General features: G+C 34.4%; 14 protein-coding genes. 3 read left to right on the forward strand and 11 right to left on the reverse strand.

The window, feature by feature from the left end; genetic code table 11:
* Positions 1-127 precede the first annotated feature (127 nt).
* The 5 genes from DFQ06_RS13955 to DFQ06_RS13975 form a co-directional block, all read right to left on the reverse strand.
* Entirely contained in the window at positions 128-919 is a 792-nt protein-coding gene (locus DFQ06_RS13955; protein ID WP_133968300.1) for a 3-keto-disaccharide hydrolase, read from the reverse strand.
* Positions 919-1,971, reverse strand: coding sequence for a sugar phosphate isomerase/epimerase family protein (locus tag DFQ06_RS13960; RefSeq protein ID WP_133968302.1), 1,053 nt, complete (start codon positions 1,969-1,971; stop codon positions 919-921). The genes DFQ06_RS13955 and DFQ06_RS13960 overlap by 1 nt, the downstream gene beginning before the upstream one ends.
* 129 nt (positions 1,972-2,100) lie before the next feature.
* Positions 2,101-3,249: a Gfo/Idh/MocA family protein gene (locus tag DFQ06_RS13965; protein WP_162857671.1), complete on the reverse strand. Its 1,149-nt coding sequence runs from the start codon at positions 3,247-3,249 to the stop codon at positions 2,101-2,103.
* 6 nt (positions 3,250-3,255) lie between these two features.
* Complete coding sequence (locus tag DFQ06_RS13970) at positions 3,256-4,428, reverse strand: MFS transporter (RefSeq protein WP_074937950.1); 1,173 nt, start codon at positions 4,426-4,428, stop codon at positions 3,256-3,258.
* 203 nt (positions 4,429-4,631) lie between these two features.
* Positions 4,632-5,663 carry a helix-turn-helix transcriptional regulator gene (locus tag DFQ06_RS13975; protein WP_074938002.1) on the reverse strand — a complete coding sequence of 344 codons (1,032 nt, stop codon included), beginning with the start codon at positions 5,661-5,663 and terminating at the stop codon, positions 4,632-4,634.
* A gap of 210 nt (positions 5,664-5,873) precedes the next feature.
* On the opposite strand from DFQ06_RS13975, the gene DFQ06_RS13980 reads away from it, so the two are divergent.
* From DFQ06_RS13980 to DFQ06_RS13990, 3 genes are all read left to right on the forward strand, one after another.
* Positions 5,874-8,699 (forward strand): TonB-dependent receptor, encoded by a 2,826-nt coding sequence (locus DFQ06_RS13980; RefSeq protein ID WP_133968304.1) that lies wholly within the window; start codon positions 5,874-5,876, stop codon positions 8,697-8,699.
* Positions 8,700-8,807: 108 nt separating this feature from the next.
* On the forward strand, positions 8,808-10,709 hold the full coding sequence (locus DFQ06_RS13985; protein WP_133968306.1) for a 3-keto-disaccharide hydrolase: 1,902 nt from the start codon (positions 8,808-8,810) through the stop codon (positions 10,707-10,709).
* Between the two features lie 16 nt (positions 10,710-10,725).
* Positions 10,726-12,699 carry a plastocyanin/azurin family copper-binding protein gene (locus DFQ06_RS13990; protein WP_133968307.1) on the forward strand — a complete coding sequence of 658 codons (1,974 nt, stop codon included), beginning with the start codon at positions 10,726-10,728 and terminating at the stop codon, positions 12,697-12,699.
* Between the two features lie 64 nt (positions 12,700-12,763).
* Here the strand turns inward: DFQ06_RS13990 and DFQ06_RS13995 are convergent, their stop codons facing one another.
* The 6 genes from DFQ06_RS13995 to ilvN form a co-directional block, all read right to left on the reverse strand.
* The gene (locus tag DFQ06_RS13995; RefSeq protein WP_133968309.1) at positions 12,764-15,019 is read right to left on the reverse strand and encodes a DUF7133 domain-containing protein; all 2,256 of its coding nucleotides are present in this window, start codon (positions 15,017-15,019) and stop codon (positions 12,764-12,766) included.
* 282 nt (positions 15,020-15,301) lie between these two features.
* Positions 15,302-15,811 carry an azurin gene (azu, locus tag DFQ06_RS14000; protein WP_074937959.1) on the reverse strand — a complete coding sequence of 170 codons (510 nt, stop codon included), beginning with the start codon at positions 15,809-15,811 and terminating at the stop codon, positions 15,302-15,304.
* A 167-nt stretch (positions 15,812-15,978) separates the two neighbouring features.
* Positions 15,979-17,571, reverse strand: a complete 1,593-nt coding sequence (locus tag DFQ06_RS14005) for an NADP-dependent glyceraldehyde-3-phosphate dehydrogenase (RefSeq protein WP_042505887.1) — start codon at positions 17,569-17,571, stop codon at positions 15,979-15,981.
* Between the two features lie 196 nt (positions 17,572-17,767).
* On the reverse strand, positions 17,768-19,033 hold the full coding sequence (gene ilvA / locus DFQ06_RS14010) for a threonine ammonia-lyase IlvA (RefSeq protein WP_133968311.1): 1,266 nt from the start codon (positions 19,031-19,033) through the stop codon (positions 17,768-17,770).
* Positions 19,034-19,144: 111 nt separating this feature from the next.
* The gene (gene ilvC, locus DFQ06_RS14015) at positions 19,145-20,620 is read right to left on the reverse strand and encodes a ketol-acid reductoisomerase (RefSeq protein WP_042495917.1); all 1,476 of its coding nucleotides are present in this window, start codon (positions 20,618-20,620) and stop codon (positions 19,145-19,147) included.
* A gap of 12 nt (positions 20,621-20,632) precedes the next feature.
* Positions 20,633-21,169, reverse strand: coding sequence for an acetolactate synthase small subunit (ilvN, locus tag DFQ06_RS14020; protein ID WP_042495918.1), 537 nt, complete (start codon positions 21,167-21,169; stop codon positions 20,633-20,635).
* Position 21,170 lies beyond the last annotated feature (1 nt).

Here is a 21,170-nt window from a genome sequence, read left to right on the forward strand (position 1 = left end):
ATTTTGCCCGTCTACAATAAGTACTTTTATTTTACTTTTAATTGGATTACACGAATAGCTATTGCTAATAAAACAAAGACTAATTAGTAGTACAACAATACGATTTATCATAATTTCTATTTTTTTTTTATAATTCTCTAACCCAAATATTTCTATAACTCACACCGCTATTATCTCTGTGGTCTTGCAACTTAATTGGCGCTTTTCCGTGCGGTTTATTTTTAGGCCACCCAATAAACTGAGTTGTTCCTTTAATTTCATAATGGTCTTGTATTAACACACCATTATGAAGTACAGTTATTGTGCCGGATTCAGTTTTTTCTCCTACTTCATTAAACACAGGTGCATGATAAATAATATCATAAACATTCCATTTTCCAGTTTCTGAAGATGCTTTAGCCAACGGAATACCTTGCTTATATATAGAACCAACTTGGCCATTTACATACGTTTCGTTATCATTATTATCTAAAATCTGCACTTCGTACCTGCCTTGAATAAACACACCACTATTAGAACGACTTTGTCCTTTTCCTTTTATTTCTTCGGAAGATTTCCATTCTATATGAAGTTGCATATCACCAAAATCACGTTTTGTTTGAATATTACCAGCCTTATTTTTAACAGTCATGCTTTTATCAGGATTTAAAATCCATTCAACATTTGAAGAATCATCAGAAGACACCCATTCATCAAAATTCTCACCATTAAATAATACAATCGCATCCGACGGAATTTGAGTCTCCTCATCCACCTCAACAACTTTAGGTTTAGGTTCCCAAACCTCGGTTTCCGAAGGCTTTGTAGGTTCTATTACATCTTCCGAAGTTTCAACCTGTTGTTTAGAATCTACCATTACAAGCCTTTGACTACAAGACGCAAAAACTAACGCTATTAAAATAATTAAACCTTTATTCATTAAATTCCAAGTATACTTTTCAAAAAATCATCATCTGGTTTAGCACCAGCAAAATCATCAAAACTACGCTCGGCAGCCTCAATAATATGTTGCTGAATAAACGGAGCGCCTTCTCGAGCACCTTGAGCCGAAGATTTTATACAACATTCCCATTCCATAACCGCCCAAACATCACAATCGTATTTAGTAAGTTTTGTAAAAATACTTTTGAAATCGACTTGGCCGTCACCTAAAGATCTAAAACGACCTGCGCGATCTTGCCAATCCGAATAACCTCCGTAAACCCCTTGTTTTCCAGACATATTAAACTCTGCATCTTTAACATGAAAAGCTTTTATACGCTCGTGGTAATAATCTATAAATTTTAAATAATCTAATTGTTGCAATACAAAATGACTTGGATCGTAAAGAATATTGGCACGTTTATGATTTCCTGTTGCCTCTAAAAAACGCTCGAAAGACACGCCATCGTGCAAATCTTCACCCGGGTGCAGTTCATAACAAATATCAACCCCTTGCTCATCAAAATGATTTAAAATAGGTAACCAACGCTTTGCCAATTCCTTAAAGCCCATTTCCACTAAACCTTGCGGACGCTGTGGCCAAGGGTACATAGTATGCCAAAGTAAAGCACCCGAAAACGACGCGTGAGATTTTAAACCTAACCGCCCACTTGCTGTCCCCGATTTCTTAACAAAATCGATAGCCCATTCCGTTCTTGCTTTTGGGTTTCCTTTTACAGCATCGGGAGCAAAACCATCAAACAAGGTGTCATAAGCTGGGTTTACAGCTACTAATTGCCCTTGTAAATGTGTAGATAATTCTGTTATTTCTAATCCATAAGAATTAACTTTTCCTTTTAAATCATCGCAATACGTTTGACTTTCCGCAGCAATTTCGATATCGATTAACCCAGTTTCCCATGTTGGAATCTGAATCCCTTTATATCCTAAATCTGCAGCCCATTTACATAAGTTATCTAAAGTATTAAATGGCGCCTCACTTCCTGCGAATTGCGCTAAAAAAATTGCTGGTCCTTTTATTGTTTTCATATTTTATTTTATTTTTTTTGGCGTTACCCTAGGGTCGGGCTTTCTCTACTCGCTCCCTTCCGTTGGTCGGAGAGCTTAAACAGACCGTTCAATCCCTAACGCAGCATCCGCCAATAGTAGTTTATATCGTTATTCTATTTTTGTCCAAGCAGCATTCTTTTTATCACTTTCTACAGCTGCATAAATAAATTGCATCCCTCGAATACCATCTTTTACTGTTGGATAATCTGGTTTATCAATAGTTTCACCATTTAAAACAGCCATTAAATGTGTCGCAAAATTCTTATAAATAGTTGCAAAAGCTTCTAAATATCCTTCTGGGTGTCCTGCCGGAATACGAGAAACATTTAGAGCTTCTTCATATAAATTATTACCATTTGGCGTAAATATTTTAACAGGCTCTTCTAACCAATGTGTAATTAATTGGTTCGGATTTTCTTGATGCCATTCCAAGCTTCCTTTTTCACCATAAACCTTTATAGCTAAATTATTTTCTTCACCTAAAGCAATTTGCGAAATAGACATGGTTCCTTTTGCTCCATTTTCCATACGTAGTAATAAGTTTCCATCATCATCAAGCACACGGCCTTCTCCAAACTTCCCCAAATCTGCAGCTAGTTCTTCAATTTTTAGACCTGTAATATATTCAGCTAAATTTTCTGCATGCGTTCCAATATCACCTAAAGCACCGCCAATACCCGATTTACTCGGGTCTACTCGCCAAGAGGCCTGTTTCTGTCCAGTTTGCTCTACTGCCGTAGACAACCAACCCTGTAAGTATTGTACTTGTATTTTTCTAATTTTACCCAAATCACCTTTCGCAACCATAGCTCGCGCTTGCTTTACCATCGGGTGCCCCGTGTAATTATGCGTTAAAGCAAAAAGTTTCCCGCTTTTTTCAATTATAGTTTCTAACGCGATAGCTTCGTCTAAAGTTAACGTCATCGGTTTATCGCAAACCACATTAAACCCATTTTCTAAAGCTAATTTTGCAGGAGGAAAATGCATATGGTTTGGTGTTACAATGGAAACAAAATCCATACGAACACCTTCAGGAAGTTCCTTTTCTTTTAAAATCATTTCCTCAAAACTACCATAGCATCTATCTTCAGGAAGGTATAATGCTTTACCCGATGTTTTAGACTTTTCTTCATTACTACTAAAAGCCCCACAAACTAATTCTATCATGCCATCGATGGCTGCGGCTCTGCGGTGTACATCTCCAATGAATGATCCGGTGCCGCCACCTATCATTCCCATTCTTAATTTTCTTGTCATAACTACTTATGCTTGTTCTGTTTTATTTCTTTTTTTCATATAAAAATTTAAACCTAAAAAGGCCACAATAAGAATTGCTGGCAAAATAGACATGGTTCTTAAAGCTTCAGAAGCATTCGCATCATCCATCAATTTCCCCATAATTGGTAATACTAACGACACAGAAAACATACCTGCTCCACCCATAATTGAAAGTCCAAGCGCTCCTGTTTCTGGTAAATATTCTGCCACAAAGCCCAACATGGTTGGCCAAAAGAATGTAACTCCAATAGCAAAAACTGCTGCTGCAACAAAAGTCATTCCGCCACTAGTTACCGTTAACAACCATAAACCTATAAAAGTAAATATTGCTGAATACAACAACATGCCCGAAGGTTTTAACCTATGTACAACTTGCCCTGCGAACAGTCTACCTAGAGCCATAATACCGTTAATAAACGCTAACACTAACAGTGGCACTGCAACAGATTCTTTTAAAAGCGATTCTATACGTTGGGTTGTTCCTAACTCTGAAGCTGCTGTTAAAAGCATGCAAAACACCATAAAAATGAATAAAGGTTTCCCAACGCTAGAGAACATTTTTTTATTACTAATTCCCATCTGTACACGCTCGGTAACCGGAAATTCTTGTCCAAAAAACAATACAGCATACAACACTAAAGGTATAAATAACGTTGAAACCATAATTTGCCAACTTAAGCCCATAACATCCATAACAAGCCACCCAATAATGGAACCAATTACGATACCACCAGGGAACCATACATGAAATCTATTTAGCATTTTTGTTTTTTCATTAGTATACATTGATGCTACCATTGGGTTTAATGCTGCTTCTACCATACCATTACCGATACCAACAAATAGTGTTGCTAGAAATAAAGAGGTCATTGAATCGGCCATAATAGTCCACACAATTCCTACGGCATGCATAGTAAAAGCAATCCATGTAATTTTTTTAATTCCAAGAAAATCGACTAGTGGTCCTCCAAAAATCATGGCAATTGTAAAACCGAAAAAAGCCGGCGTAAACGCGTAACCAATTTGTTCTAGTGTTAGCCCAACGCCTTCAGGTCCAAAAACAGTTTCTAATCGTGCGCGAATGGCAAATGTCATTGCCGTTGTAATTAATGCTAAACAACTCGCAAGAAAGAGTCGTTTCTTATTAATGTTTTCCATTTTATAAAATTTAGTTTAGTTTGGTTGGTATAGAAATTACAGACTACTATTTGTCTTTACAACACATAACCGTTCCTTTATAAAATCGTTAACGTTATAAAGTATAGACTTAAGTATTCGAACAAAAAAGCACAGTAATTTCTACCTAGTGAAAATATAAAATAGAATTTTAAATAGCGTGTATTATTATTCAGTGAAATAATTTAAACACAGTCTACCGCATTTACAGCATACTTTAACCTATAAGTATTAGGCGAGCATTTTTCATGCTTTTTAAAAACCGTTGCAAAGTATTGGCTTGTTGCAAAACCACACATATAGGCCACTTCTGCAATAGTCAACTCGTTGTTTTCTTGAAGGATTTTTTTAGATAAATCCAAACGCTTCATGGTTAGATAGCGCATAGGCGTTACATTGGTTAAGCGCTTACAATGATGTGTAAACCTTGTTACTCCCACACCTGCGGATTCTGCCATTAGTTCTACAGTCCAATTTTCGGATAAATTATTCACCAATTCATCTAAAAAAAATTTTACGCTTCGTGAACTATCAGTTAGTTTTTCATCTAAAACAACATCGTCTGTATTTAATAAATCGAGTAAAAGGATTAATAAATAATTAACTAACAGTCTTATTTTAGAAGCATTACTCCCATTTTCATCGGTATTGATCGCCTTGTTAATCCTAAGAAAACAATCGCGAACTGTTTGATCGGTTTTCCAAATAGATTTTTCATTCTGCCTTAAAATAGTAGTTAATCGTCCTAAATCACTCGGTGTTAATGTGATCCAATCTGGCCAAACCCATTCTTGATGAGGCCTTCGCACGCCTAAATCGATAATAACCCAATAGAATTTCCCCATACCAACATATGGGTTTCCTACTTTATGAGCTTCCCACGGACGTGTAATTGTTAAATGATTTGGAGTAAGCAAAACTTCTTTATTTTCCTGAGAATACGGCATGGTACCCGATTCTAAAAAATGAAACTCAATACCTTCGTTGCGGTGCCAATCTAAACCCCAATCTTGCGGTTCGTTTGCATCCCAATAGCCAATACTGTTTAGCCCCATGGTATTTTCATCCAATCGATCACCAGGATAAGTATGCCTAGCTAAAGCTTTAAACTTTATTTTTTTTCTGTTAAACGCATCAATTAATGGCAAACAAGTATCTGCATGATATACAATACCATCAGCCTCATAAGGCTCAATATTTATTTTGTTTACTTTCACTGAAATTATTTGAACATTAGCACCACGCAAAATACACATTTTTTATGAATTAAAAATTTGCCTTTCATTAAAATTGGAACAGGACGTTATTTATTACCAATTGATAGACCTGTTTGAATCCTTTCAGTGATAATATATAAACAGTAATGCGGATTAATTTTATAAATTTGTGTTCAAAAATCAACCAACTATTTTTACTCTCTATAACTTATGAATAGCATTAAATTACTAATATCGTTTTTGATATTGGGCCAAACCTTGTTAATTAACGCACAATCATCTCTTAACGGAACAATTACAGACAGCAACAATAATCCTATATCCGGAGCTACTGTTTTTTTAAACACAGAACCAATACTTTTTAGCATTACAGATACTGAAGGCAAGTATTATTTAACAAATACACCTACGGGAAATTATATTTTAAGTATTTCGTATTTAGGATTTAAACCTATTAATGATAATGTTAGCTTAAATGGTAATAACACCGAGTTATCATACAATTTAGAGAGCGACTTACTAAACCTACACACTGTAGTTATTACCGGGAATTTCACTCCTACAATACAATTAGAATCGAGTACCTCTGTGAGCACTTTAAATACCAAAGACTTAAAACAAATAGTTCCGCAAGGCACTGCAAACTTATTGCAGAACATCCCTGGAACTTTTGTTGATGCTTCTGCCGGAGAAGTTTTCACAAGAGTTTACACGCGTGGTATTTCGGCTGCAGCCGAAGATGATATGGGTTGGTATTACGTATCTTTACAGGAAGATGATTTACCTGTAAGCTTAGTACAACACTCGTACTATGGTCCAGATTTATTTCATCGCGCAGATTTAATGACAGCAAACGTTGAGGCCTTAAGAGGCGGTAGCGCATCCATAACAGCCATGAATGCTCCTGGAGGCGTTTATAATTTTATTTCTAGACAAACAAACTCAAAAGAATTAACTGGTGAAGCACAATTACAAACTGGTATTAAAGGTGAAGGCAATCCTTATTACAGAGCAGATGCTGTTTTAGGTAGCCAATTAGGAAATAATTGGAGTTTTAACGCTGGTGGACATTACAGACATGATGAAGGTGCAAGAAACACAGATTTTACGTTTAGTAAAGGTGGACAATTTAAATTCAACTTAACTAAAGTAAACTCTCGTGGATATTTTAAACTTTACGGAAAATATTTAAACGATTATACTAATAGATATAACGGTGTTGCGGCTACAAACTGGGACAATCCTGAAGCTGCTTTTGGACAAGATTTCAACTCCTCTGCTCTTTTAATGCCTTCTTACAATGCATCGATTCCCGATGGTCGTTATTTAGAAGACGGAAAAACAAATCGTTTTAATCCATCAAAAGGTGTACATGCAAAAGATTTAGCGATTGGATTAGATTTGTTTCAGAGCCTAAACAATAATTGGTCTATTAAAAACAATATGAAATTTTCGACCAAAAATGCAAATTGGCAAACCTCTATCAGTAACGCTTTTGTATCATTAAGCGACCCTACAACGTATTATTTACCAAGTAACGGAAATCCTTTTCCTGTTGGTCAAATTGTTTTTAAAAATACTCGAACAGGAGACGAAATGGCAAGAATTGATAACAGTCCTATTTTTGCAGGAAGCCCAATAAACTATCTAACCGAAAGCACATTACCTAACGATGCCGTTTTAGGAACATCTACTTGGTATAAAGATAACGATGCCGATGAGTTTATGCAGCAATTAACTTTATTGAAAACTTGGGATAACCACGATTTTAGTTTCGGTTTTTCTACAGGTATATCTAATACTTCCGTTTTTACACAAGGTAGTTTTGCGTTTTCTACTTATGAAAATAACCCAACCATGTTAGAGGTTACTTTAGAAAACCCCGGTGAACCGGTTCTATATTTATCTGATGAGCATGGTGTAAGTAACTATGGTGGTTTATTTTTCACAAACAGTCGTGCTGATGTTTTTCAAGCAGCTACGTTTGTTAATGATGTTTGGGCAATTTCAGATAACATCCAATTAGATTTAGGACTTCGTTATGAATCTATATACCATAAAGGCAGTAATGACCGTAGCACTCCTTTTACACAAAATGGAGGTTTAGATGGAGATGAAACTACTATTTATGATAATAATATTTTACAACCAACAGGTGACCGTGATTCGTTTAATTTTAACTATAATTACTTATCATATTCAGCAGGTTTAAATATCAAATTAACAGAAGATGCTTCTCTATTTGGACGTTATTCTAGAGGAAACAAGGCACCAGAATTAAATTATTATTTCAACAATTTTGCTAACGTACCTATTATTAATGCAGGTGAAGTACAAAAAATAAAACAAGCAGAATTGGGATTGAAATCAGCTTTAAAAGATTTCTCATTTACAACAACACTTTTTTGGAGTGAATTAAAAAATATTGGAGTTTCTAATTTTGAATTTGATGATAGTACAAGCAGTATTTTTTACACGCCAATACAGTTTAACAACTCACAAACATTTGGCTTAGAGTGGGAAACCATTTACAACCCTATTCAATATTTAACCTTTCGTTTTAATGGTGTTTTACAAAACCCAAAGGCAAGAAAATGGAATATTTATGACGCAGCAGGATCTGTTGATATAGCAGATGATAGTATTATAAATTATTCTGGAAATAGATTACCATTCAATCCAAAATTACTCTTTAATCTATCTTCAGAATTTCAGAAAAACAAAGTATCATCTTTCATTAAATGGAAATACACAGGCAAGCGCGAAGGTAACGTAGCCAACGCTTTTCAATTGGCCGCTTACAGTATTTTTGATGCTGGTATAGGTTACCAAATAAACAAAAATTTAAGCGCTCGCGTATTAGCCAGCAACCTTTTAAACTCTGACGGACTGGCTAACTTTTTTGGAGCAAATTCTTTTGGAGCAAATGCCAATGGAGTAACTCAAGACTACATTAATGACAACCCAGATGCTAGTTTTATTGTAGTTCCTATTTTACCAAGAAGTACCATGTTAACACTTAATTATGCGTTTTAAGAACCATATTTTGCATATAATAAGCCATATGAACAACGGGTAACAACTAAAAGCAGATACTTTTACGTAAGTCAAAAAACAACCAACTTTATCTAACCAAATAAGCATATGAAAAACAAACTCCTTTTTCTTTTTGCTATTTCGTTGATAATTTCTTGCGAAAAAGAAGAAACAAAACTGCTAGAAACTGTTAACGAAAAAGAAGAAACACTTAATACATTACCGTTTACTAATATTGAGTTAGAAGACTTATCAGATTTTAGACCAACTACTAAAAACTGGCAAATAGCCGGAAGTGTAGTAGCTAATAGAAGTAAAGAAAAAACACTTATACCAAATGAGGGCAAAGGCGTTTTAATAAATAAAAACGACCAAGAGCAGAACAAACATATATTTTCCAATTTCGAACATGGTGATATTGAGTTAGAACTTGATGTTATGATGCCAATAAAGTCTAATTCTGGCATTTATTTTCAAAGTAGATATGAAATTCAGTTATTTGATAGCTGGGGTGTAGAACATCCTAAATACAATGATATTGGCGGTGTTTATCAACGATGGAACAAAGATGCTGCAAAAGGTAAAGAAGGTTATGAAGGGCATTCGCCTTTAGTAAATGCTGCTAAAGCTCCTGGTTTATGGCAACATTTAAAAATTATTTTTCATGCACCAAAGTTTAACGAAAAAGGCGAAAAAATTAAAAACGCTTGGTTTGAAGAAGTTAGGTTAAATAATATTTTAATTCAGAAAAACGTAGAGGTTACGGGATCTACTCGTGCTAGCGCTGCAAAAGAAGAAGTGCCTTATGCTCCATTAATGATTCAGGGCGATCATGGACCTGTTGCTTTTAAAAATATAAAATATAAACTTTATGAAGACAAAAAAATTGGCATCGAAAAATCTGAGCTTGAAATTTACGATAATTCTAAAAAGCTTTCTGTTTTAAAAAACATAGAAGATCTTAAACTTCTTGAAACACATACAACAGACTCTATTTCTCCTTTAATGAGGATTGATGTAAGAGATCAAAAAGTATTAAGTTACTCAGGAAAACTAGATATACCAACATCTGGCGACTATTTATTTGAAGCTGCGGTTAATGGCGGTACGTACTTAATCATTGAGAATGATACTGTAATGAAAATGAACGGCGACTTTGATATGAATACGACACAGTTTAGTAAAGTTCATTTAGAAAAAGGTCAAGTTACTTACAACCTTGTGTACAACAAGCCCATAATATGGCGCCGTGGTTTCGACTTTTTTGTTGAAGGACCCAAAATGCAACGTTATTCATTATTAAAAACAGGAACTACAACTTTAAGCAAGAACAACCCAATAAAGCCAATTACCTTAAACGTAACAGATAAGCCACTTACACAACGTAGTTTTTTAAACCACAAAAGTGTTAAGCGTTCTCATTGTATATCGGTTGGATTAGTTGAAAAACTGAATTATAGTTTAGATTTAGAAACAGGCACTTTACTCCATGTTTGGAGTGGTGATTTCTTAGATGCTACACAGATGTGGCACTCTCGAGGGGAACATCAACGCGGAGAACCTATGGGCTTTCCCATTTCATTGCATGGCGATTTAGATTTCGCTTCATTAAATTCTAAGAATGACGCATGGCCAAAAGCCTTAGATAACAACCAAACATTTAAACAAATTGGTTATGAATTAAAAAATGAAGGTTTACCCGTGTTTTCATTCGAAATTAATGAAAATGAAATATCACACAGCTTTAAAGCCTCTGCAAAAGCAAAAAGAGGTATCGATCGAGTAATTACTTCTGAATCAAAATCTTCAATGTGGCATAAAATTGCAGATGGAGAAAGTATAAAAGCATTAGAAAATAACACGTTTATTATAAACAACGAAAGCTATTATATTGTTTTCCCAGATGGAGAAACTCATAAACCAATTATTAGAGACAGCAATGGAAAAAACGAATTACTTATAGAAATTCCTAAAGGACATTCAACTATTAATTATACTATAATCTGGTAAACTAAAACTTAAAAACATGAAGATTATCAATAAAACAATAGTAATAATAGCCGTCCTTCTAGTAAATCAATTTGGATTTTCTCAAAAAGATAAAATGTTAAATTCGGCTCAAGCCATAAAAGAAGCTGAGTATTATAAAATTGTAGACGTCCCAATACCTAATGATATCAAATTAGAAGTTGGAGGTTTAGCGTTAACAGACAAAAACCAACTGGGTGTTTCTACAAGAAGAGGTGAAGTTTGGCTAGTTAACAATCCATATAGCAAAACACCAGAATTTAACAGATTTGCTCACGGCATGCACGAAACGCTAGGTTTAGCGTATAAAGACAATGGTTTTTATTTAGCACAACGTGGTGAATTAACAAGACTTGAAGATAAAGATAATGATGGCGTAGCCGATTTATACAAAACGGTTTACTCATGGCCACTTTCCGGGAATTATCATGAATATTCATATGGTCCAAAGTTTGACAAAAACGGTGATATGATATTAACCCTAAACGTATCATGGTACAAAGGCGGAAAAAGCTTTGCTAAATGGAGAGGCTGGCTTGTAAAGGTTACTACAGAAGGAGAATTTACACCTATAGCTGCTGGACTTAGATCTCCAGCTGGGTTTGCAATTAATGATAATAACGATATTTTTTATACAGAAAACCAAGGCGACTGGGTAGGTTCTGGACGTATGTCGCATTTAGAAATAGGTGATTTTGCAGGACATGCAGAAAGTTTAAAATGGACAGACGAACCAAACTCACCATTAAAATTAAAACCAGAAGATATTGAAAAACAATCTGGACTTTCAATGTATGATTATGCTAAAAAGGAAAAGGCATTAAAATCTGCCGCAATTTGGTTTCCGCACACCATATTAGGTATATCAACCTCAGATATTTTATACGACACTACTAATGGTAAATTTGGTCCGTTTGAAGGCCAACAATTTGTAGGAGATCAAGGGCATAGTAAAATTATGCGTGTTTACATGGAAAAGGTAAATGGTGTATACCAAGGCGCTGCTTTTGGTTTTGTTGAAGGTTTTTCTTCTGGAGTTTTAAGGATGATTTGGGGTAAAGACAACAATATGTTTGTTGGTATGACGAGTCGTGGTTGGGCATCTACAGGAAAAAAAGCCTATGGATTACAACGTTTAGTTTGGAGCGGTAAAACACCTTTTGAAATTAAAACGATGAAAGCGCTTGATGACGGTTTTGAATTTGAATTCACCAAGCCTATCAACAAAAAATTAGCTGAAGATCTTTCGAACTATAAGATGTCTACGTTTACATACAAATATCATGATACTTACGGTAGTCCCATTGTAGATCAACAAAAATCTATGGTTCATAAAGCTGAAATTTCCGCCGATGGGTTGAAAGTAAAATTAACGATTCACGGCATGCGTTTAGGTTTTATTCATCAAATAGAAATGCCTAAACTAAAATCTGCATCTGGAGAATTATTATTACACAATACGGGCTATTACACTTTAAACCAAGTACCTGGTGGAGAATTAAAATCGCCACAAATGCATATAGCTAAAACGTCTAACAAAAAGGTAGACCAACCTAAGCGAGTTAATACCATGCCGTCTTCATGGGGAGAACATGGAGCAGATGAAAAAGTGGTTATTGGTACAATTCCTGGATTAAAATATGATACAGAAGAAATCACTATAAACCGAAATAGCAAAATACAACTTACCCTGAATAATAATGACGACATGATACACAATGTGGTTATCACCAAACCAGGTAAAGAAACACCACTTAAAATTGGAGAAATGGCTCTTAACCTTGGGTTAGATGGTCCAGATTTAAATTATGTTCCGTTTAGCGACTTAGTTTTATTTCATTCAGGAACTGTTGGACCTGAAAGTAACGAAACTATTTACTTTACATCTCCTAGCGAACCCGGTGAGTATTGGATTGTTTGTACATTCCCTGGTCATTCATTTACTATGAGGACTAAGTTGATTGTAAAATAAATCACAAAAAAAAGCGAATCTAGTTTTTAACTAGATTCGCTTTTTCTTTAATACTTAATCAGAACTATTTCTTTTTCCTCTTATCCTCTTCTTTTTTAAGTTCTTCTAAAGTCCAATAATCTTCTCTGTCTTTAGATTGTGCTCTGGCATTTCTAACCACTTTCCTGTCCACATTATCTGCATCACTCATCGCTCTTACGTAACTAAGTACATCTGCAATCCATTGATCGCTATTATCTTTTAATGGCATCATGATACCATATTCTTTCCCTTCAATTGGGCCAATAAGTCCGTTTAATAAAATTTTACTCAGTACACCTTTATCTCCAATTACCCTACCACTACCAATTAATGATGGCGCTATAAGACCACCATCTTCCGTAGGCAAACCTTTTAAATCGGCACCATGACAGGTAATACATAGTTGTTTATAAGAGTCATAACCCTTCGTAATACTCAACCTTGCCCCTAAACTTCTTCCAGAAATTCGCTTTTTAAGTTGCGCTAACTGAGAGTCATCTTTCTTTAAACTTTCAACAACAGCATGAGAGATAATTTCGTGACTCTCATATTTTTCATTAATGGCTTTAAGTAATTCTGTAGCCTTTTTATCTTTACTGTAGCGTAAACTCAAAGCCAATTGATTTACTACGTTTACATCAACATCAGAAATTAATTTTTCCAAATCTTGAAGAATATCCGTATCTCCAGCTTTCATGAAATTCTCACTTAGTCTTATCGCTGTAAGTCTTACACGATAATCTTCATCTTGTAATTTTTCAGTAATTAAGGTTTTATCAATATTATCCAAACCTTCTAGTGTCCAAAGTGCAGTGACGCGCTCCAAACCAAAATCTTTATCACTATTAAACAAGCCATCGATAAAAGATTTGTTATCTCTAGCTAAAGCCTGTAATTCTGGAATAACAGACTCATCACCTCTTAAAACAATTAATTTCTGAGCCGTATTTCTGTACCAACCATTAGGATGACCTAAATATTCTATTAATTCTGAAGCTTTCTTCCCTATTAAATTAGGTTTTTTATCAAGTTCAATATCTTCATGCACAATTCTATAAATTCTACCTTTACCAATATTTTTATCTAACCCTTTGCGCTCAATAACAGGTCTTAAAAAACTTCCTTTTTTAGTCCAATTACTTTCTTGAATAATACCACGATACATATCTACAATATAAAGCGCACCATCCGGACCTGTTTTAGCTTGTAATGGTCTAAAATTCAAATCTGTAGACGCCATAAACTCAGCTTTATCGTAAGCGTTATAAACTACCTTTTTACCATTTTCATTTTTTATTTTTGCTCTACGAATTAATCTACCTACAGGCTCAGGAATAAAAAGATCACCATATAAACTAGGAGGTAATTTATGCCCTCTATAAATTTCTTGTCCTGCAGTTCCTGTAAAATGGTTAAGGGTACCATCTTCTCTTAATCTTTTTGGACCTCCTTGAACATCTGGAGTACCAACTACTGGCCAAGGTTCTACAAAACCTTCTGCCAGTCTACCTTTTGCATTAAACTCTCCATATACTGGTGGCTGTTGAAATCCGTAAGCCGGATTTTCACTACCCGCAGAAGAGTAATACATATTCCCTAAATCATCTTGAGTTAGTCCCCATTGCCCTCTATTAGGCATATTTTCTAAAGAGTCTACCTCTACTTTCCCATTACTCTTAAACTTAAATCGAATAGGATTATACGTTGTATATAACCAGTTATCTAAATTCCAAATTAAACCACTTTGTTGGTGTTCTAAATTTCCACCACGACGATTTGGATTATAATAAACGCGTTCTTTCTTATCGGCTACACCATCACCATTCGTATCTTTATAGCTCCATAAATCATACGAAAATGTCTCATTAACAATCAATTCATTTTCAAGGGGTAAAATCATTCGTGGTAATAATAAACTATCAATAAAAACAGTGCTTTTATCCATTTTACCATCACCATCTAAATCCTCAAGCATTTTGATTTTACTAATCGATCTGTTAGTTCCTGTTCCATCTACATCTTGCATGTAAGTATTCATTTCAGCAACATACATACGGCCATTTCCATCCCACGCAATGGTTACAGGCTCATCAATCATCGGTTCGCTTGCAACAAGCTCTACTCTATAGCCTTCTGGTAGATAAAAAGTTTTCATACTTTCTTCTGGTGAAAGAAATTGTGAAGATGCTTCTTTAACTATTTCTGGTTTTTCGTAAATTTTATCGACATACTCCTTTTTCTCACAATTGTAAAAAGATAATAAAACGAGTAATGACGAACTAATTTTTTTAATTTTCATGTTGGTTAGTTTTTTTATTGGAAACATAGCATCTTGGATAATGTTATGCTTAAGAGGGTAAATTTATAATGAAAACAAGATTATAGCTATAAAATATAGTTTTAAGCCTATAAAATATGATTCAGATAGAGAGATTTTCGAATTAATATAAATAAAGGAAGTAAAACAATTATTAAAATTGAAGTTACTCTTATCCTAAAAAATTAAAGTCCTTATTTCTGTTAAAAACATTACAGAGATTAACAAAATAAGGACTTTAAAAGCTTTTATAATCTTGGTGATTTATTCTACTATTAATTTCCCTTTCATCATAGCATAATGCCCTGGGAAACTACATAAAAAATCGTATGTTCCTGGCTCAGGAGCATCAAACTCAACTATAGATGTTTCTCCTGCTCCAACAAGACCTGTATGAGCAATAACATCCTTACCATTTTCCGGAATATAATCTGAAGCTTTTGCTGTAGCCGCTTTATTTCCAAAAGCGGAAACGCTTACACCCTTTTTAAGTAAAACAAAATTATGTCCCATAACATTTTTATCCATTTTACCAATGTGCTTTAAAGTAATTTTAATTTTCTCGCCTGCTTTAACCTTAATTTCGGTCTTATTAAACTGCATGGCATCATTACCCGTAATAACAACATCGTTTGCGTTACTTTCTACAGGTTTAACAACCTCTGTTTTTTTCTCATAAGAAAAGCCTTCTTTCTTCTTTTCATCTTTTCCTCCACATCCTATTAATACTACTGCAGAACACGCAGCAACTAATACATACTTTGCTATTTTCATTTTAGTTATTTTAGTTTAAATTAAATTTTTACAGGAATCTTTAATGTATCAAATATACATATATAAAGGCTTCCAGTAGTGCAATATTTTTCAGTGAAAAATTCTGCACTACTGGAAGCCTAAAGATAAAATTATTTTTTTAGATAATTTATGTGATTTTCTCTTTATTATAGAATATAATCTGTGCTAATAAAGTTAGAAGTTTTCTTCTCTAATAATTCTTTTAAAATAGCATTATTATAAGCGTTATCTTTTGAAGCAACAAAGGTTCTAATTGAAAAAGAACGTAATGCATCATGCACACTTAATGTTCCGTAAGCCGAATCTTTTCTTCCTGTAAAAGGATAAACATCTGGTCCACGTTGACAAGAACTGTTTAAATTTACACGACAAACTAAATTAACTAAGGTATCTATTAATGGAGATAATGTATGAACATTTTGACCAAACAAACTCACTTGTTGTCCGTAATTAGACTCTGCCATATCATGAAGCGGCTCTTCGATATCTGAAAAAGAAACCACTGGCACTACTGGTCCAAATTGTTCCTCTTTAAATACACGCATATCTTTTGTTACTGGATAAAGCACTGCTGGAAAAATAAAGTTCTCGGTAGTTTCTCCTCCTTTTTTGTTTAAAATTTTAGCGCCTTTTTCCTTTGCATCATCAATTAGTTCTTGAATATAACCAGGCTTTTCTATTTCTGGAAGTGGCGTTAATTTTGCACCTGCCTCCCAAGGGTTTCCAAATTTAAGTTGATCTACTTTGAAAGCAAACAATCTATTAAATTCCTCTACCACAGATTCGTGTACATAGATTACTTTTAAAGCAGTACAACGCTGTCCGTTAAAAGATAACGTTCCTGCAATACACTCCTCTACTGCCAAATCTAAGTCGGCATCTGGTAAAATAATTGCTGGATTTTTAGCTTCTAATCCTAAAACCATACGTAACCTATTTCCTTTCGGGTGTTGCGCTTGCAATGCATTTGCAGATTTACTATTACCAATTAATGCTAAAACATCAACTTTACCCGATTGCATTATTGGAGTTGCTAAAACACGACCACGACCGTAAACAATATTCACCACGCCTTTTGGAAAACTCTTTTGAAAAGCTTCTAATAATGGAGAGATTAATAATACACCAATTTTTGCCGGTTTAAAAACCACAGGATTCCCCATGATTAATGCTGGAATTAAAAGTGTAAAGGTTTCATTTAAAGGATAGTTGTATGGCCCTAAACATAGCACCACACCAAGTGGTCCACGACGGATATGTGCGTAAACGCCAGAGCTTTTTTCAAATTTTGCTGAGTCTCTATCAATTTGCTTGTAGGCCTCAATAGTATCGTAAATATAGTCTACTGTTCTATCAAATTCCTTTTGAGAATCGGGTAAGTTTTTACCAATTTCCCACATTAATAGTTTTACAACTTCTTCACGCTTGGTTTTCATTTCTTCAACAAACTTTTCCATACAAGCAATTCTATCAATCACTTTCATGGTTGGCCATAAACCTTGCCCTTTGTTGTATGCAGATGTTGCCGAATCTAAAGCTTCCAATGCTTCAGCTTCGCCTAACTGAGGAATTGTTCCTAATACAGTTGTTTTATACTCTTTAGTAGATGAAATAGTAGAATAAACTTCTGCTGTTTCGCCTTCCCAATGTTTTAGTTCTCCATTAACCAAATATGTAGATTGGTGTAATAATGAGTCTATTTTATATTCGTCTGGAATGTCTTGAAATGCTGTTTTCATATTAAAATATATTGTGTTATGTAGTAAAGTAAAGGTATCAATATTCTCGCTGAAATAACACTAAAACAGAGCTATTGTACGAAAAAATATCAAATTCTTAGCACTTCAATTACAACAGTTTCATATGTATACAACTCAAACGTTTTCGAAAAGAAATACATTAAAACTTTCACTATTTAAGCTAAAACCACGCGAATTACACTAAAAATTGAAACAAATCGGGTTTATCATTTAAATAATCGCCAAAAAATTTACGTGCCTTCATTTTAGCAATAAGCGGTTCTAAATCTTCAGAAGATTTTATCTGAATACCAACAACTGCTGCTCCATTTTCACGGTTTGTTTTTTTAGTATATTCAAAATGGGTAATATCATCGTTAGGACCTAAAATATCCACAACAAATTCCTTTAATGCTCCTGCCCTTTGGGGAAATTTCAATATAAAATAGTGCTTTAAATTAGCGTAAAGCAAGGCTCGTTCTTTAATTTCAGCAGTTCGGGTAATATCATTGTTACTTCCAGAAACAACACATACTACGTTTTTTCCTTTTATTTCTTCAGCATAAAAATCTAAAGCCGCTATGCTTAAAGCTCCAGCAGGCTCTACTACAATGGCATCCTTATTATAAAGTTCCAAAATAGTTTGGCATACTTTTCCTTCGGGAACTGTAATCATAGCATGTAAATTTTGCTTACATATAGAGAAGTTTAAATCTCCAACGCGTTTTACAGCTGCACCATCAACAAATTTCTCAATATGCTCTATCTCTGTATTTATATTATTTTTAATTGAAGTAGACATCGAAGGAGCGCCTTCTGGCTCTACACCAATAACTTTGGTATTTGGAGACAATGCCTTAAACACAGTTGATAAACCAGATGCTAAACCGCCACCACCAACTGCAACAAACACATAATCTATAGGTGCTGTGGTTTGCTCTAAAACCTCTAAACCAACTGTACCTTGACCTTCAATAACTTTTCCATCATTAAATGGATGAATAAACATTTTACCCAAAGCAGTACATTCTTGAACGGCTGCATGGTTTGCATCGTCGAATGTATCTCCTTCAATTTTAATTTCTATATAATCGCCACCAAACATTTTTACCTGTTCTATTTTTTGATTTGGTGTTGGAGACGGCATATAGATTGTGCCTTTTATTTTCAGCAGTTTACAAGATAAAGCGACACCTTGCGCATGATTTCCTGCACTGGCACACACCACCCCTTTTTGAGATTCTTCAGAAGTTAAAGAGCTAATTTTATTGTAGGCACCACGAATTTTATACGAGCGTACTTGCTGTAGATCTTCGCGTTTTAATAAAATATTAGCGTCAAAAAATTCAGAATAACGAAGGCTTACTCCTAAAGGCGTAACTGCCGATACATTTTTAATAGTATCGGCAGCTAGCTTTATATTATTAAGACTCGGAAAATAGGTATTGCTCTCCTTACTCATTGCTTTATAATTTTAAAAACCTACAAGCTTATACAGCTTGTAGGTTATATTAATATGTAAAACCTATTAGTTCGTTTAAACTAATCGGGTTTTATAAATATGTTTAAAGAATTAAACTATTGGCTTCATAGCCGTCATAGATGCTCTTAAGAATGTACCAACCTTTTCTACTGGGTGATTTCTTAAAGCTGCATTTATTTCAATTAATTTAGCATTATCAACACCTTCACCATTACTTGTTGCGTAAGGCTTACCGATAATATCTGTATCAACAGTTTTCATGAAATCTGCTAATAAAGGCTTACAAGCGTGATCGAATAAATAACATCCGTACTCAGCAGTATCAGAAATTACGGCGTTCATTTCGTATAATTTACGTCTTGCAATAGTGTTTGCAATAAGTGGCGTTTCGTGTAAAGACTCGTAGTATGCAGAAGCTGCAATAATTCCAGAATCTGTCATAGCTTCAAAAGCTAATTCTACACCTGCTCTTACCATAGCTACCATTAACACACCATTATCATAAAATTCTTGTTCAGAAATTTCAACATCACCAGCTGGCGTTTTTTCGAATGCAGTTTCTGCTGTTGCAGCTCTCCATCCTAATAAATCTTTATCATCGTTAGCCCAGTCTGCCATCATACCAGCAGAAAAACGACCTTCAATAATATCATCCATATGCTTTTGGAATAACGGACGCATAATATCTTTTAATTCTTCTGAAAGTTCAAAAGCTTTAATTTTTGCTGGGTTAGATAAACGATCCATCATGTGAGTAATACCACCATATTTAAGACCTTCTGTAATAGTTTCCCAACCGTATTGAATTAATTTAGAAGCATAACCAGCATCAATTCCTTTTTCAATCATTTTATCGAAACAAAGAATAGAACCTGTTTGAAGTAAACCACATAAAATAGTTTGCTCTCCCATTAAATCAGATTTTACTTCAGCAATAAAAGAAGATGCTAAAACACCTGCTCTATCACCACCAGTTGCTGCTGCATAAGCTTTTGCTTGAGCCCAACCTTTTCCTTCTGGATCATTTTCTTCGTGAACCGCAATTAAAGTTGGTACACCAAAACCTCTTTTATATTCTTCTCTAACTTCGGTACCTGGACATTTTGGAGCTACCATAATTACTGTTAAATCTTCACGAACCTGAGTCCCTTCTTCAACAATATTAAAACCGTGAGAATAAGATAACGTTGCACCTTTTTTCATTAAAGGCATAACAGCTTTTACTACACTTGTATGTTGCTTATCTGGCGTTAAGTTTAACACTAAATCTGCAGTAGGAATTAACTCTTGGTAAGTACCAACAGTAAAACCATTATCACTTGCATTTACAAAAGATTGACGTTTTTCTGCAATAGCAGCATCACGAAGTGCATAAGAAATATCTAAACCAGAATCTCTCATGTTTAATCCTTGGTTTAATCCTTGTGCGCCACAACCTACTATGACAATTTTTTTACCTTTTAAAGCATTTACACCATCTTCAAATTCTGAAGAGTCCATAAATCTACATTTTGATAATTGATTTAATTTATCTCTTAATGATAAGGTGTTAAAATAATTTCCCATTTTTTAATTTAATTAGTATTTATTATTGAAGGCATGCAGCACTTCTGTTACTTTCATTTCGTCTTTAGTTACAGCAATACGTCCGGAACGTACAAATTGCATAATACCAAATTTGGTTAATTCTTTACGCAATGCTTCTATTTCGTTTCGGCGTCCAGATTTTTCTAAAACAAAAAACTCTTTGTTTACCGTTACAATTCTGGCATAACTTTCTTTTATTAAATTCTGAATTTGAGGTTCATCAAACAATAATTCGGATTTAATTTTGAACATACTCGATTCAGTAAAAATAGTATCATCTTCAGTATGATAAAATGCACGAATAGTCTCTACTTGTTTTTCTATTTGCTTCACTATTTTAATAGCTTGCTCTTCACAAATATTTACAACAATTACAAAACGATTTACACCATCGATTTCTGATTGTGATGTTGTTAAACTTTCTATATTTATGTGTCTACGCTGAAAAATAGCTGAAATACGATTTAATAACCCGATATTATTTTCGGTATAAATTGAAATCGTAAATGATTGTATATCTTGATTCATT

It is taken from the genome of Algibacter lectus, assembly GCF_004368925.1.
In the GTDB taxonomy this organism is placed as follows: domain Bacteria; phylum Bacteroidota; class Bacteroidia; order Flavobacteriales; family Flavobacteriaceae; genus Algibacter; species Algibacter lectus.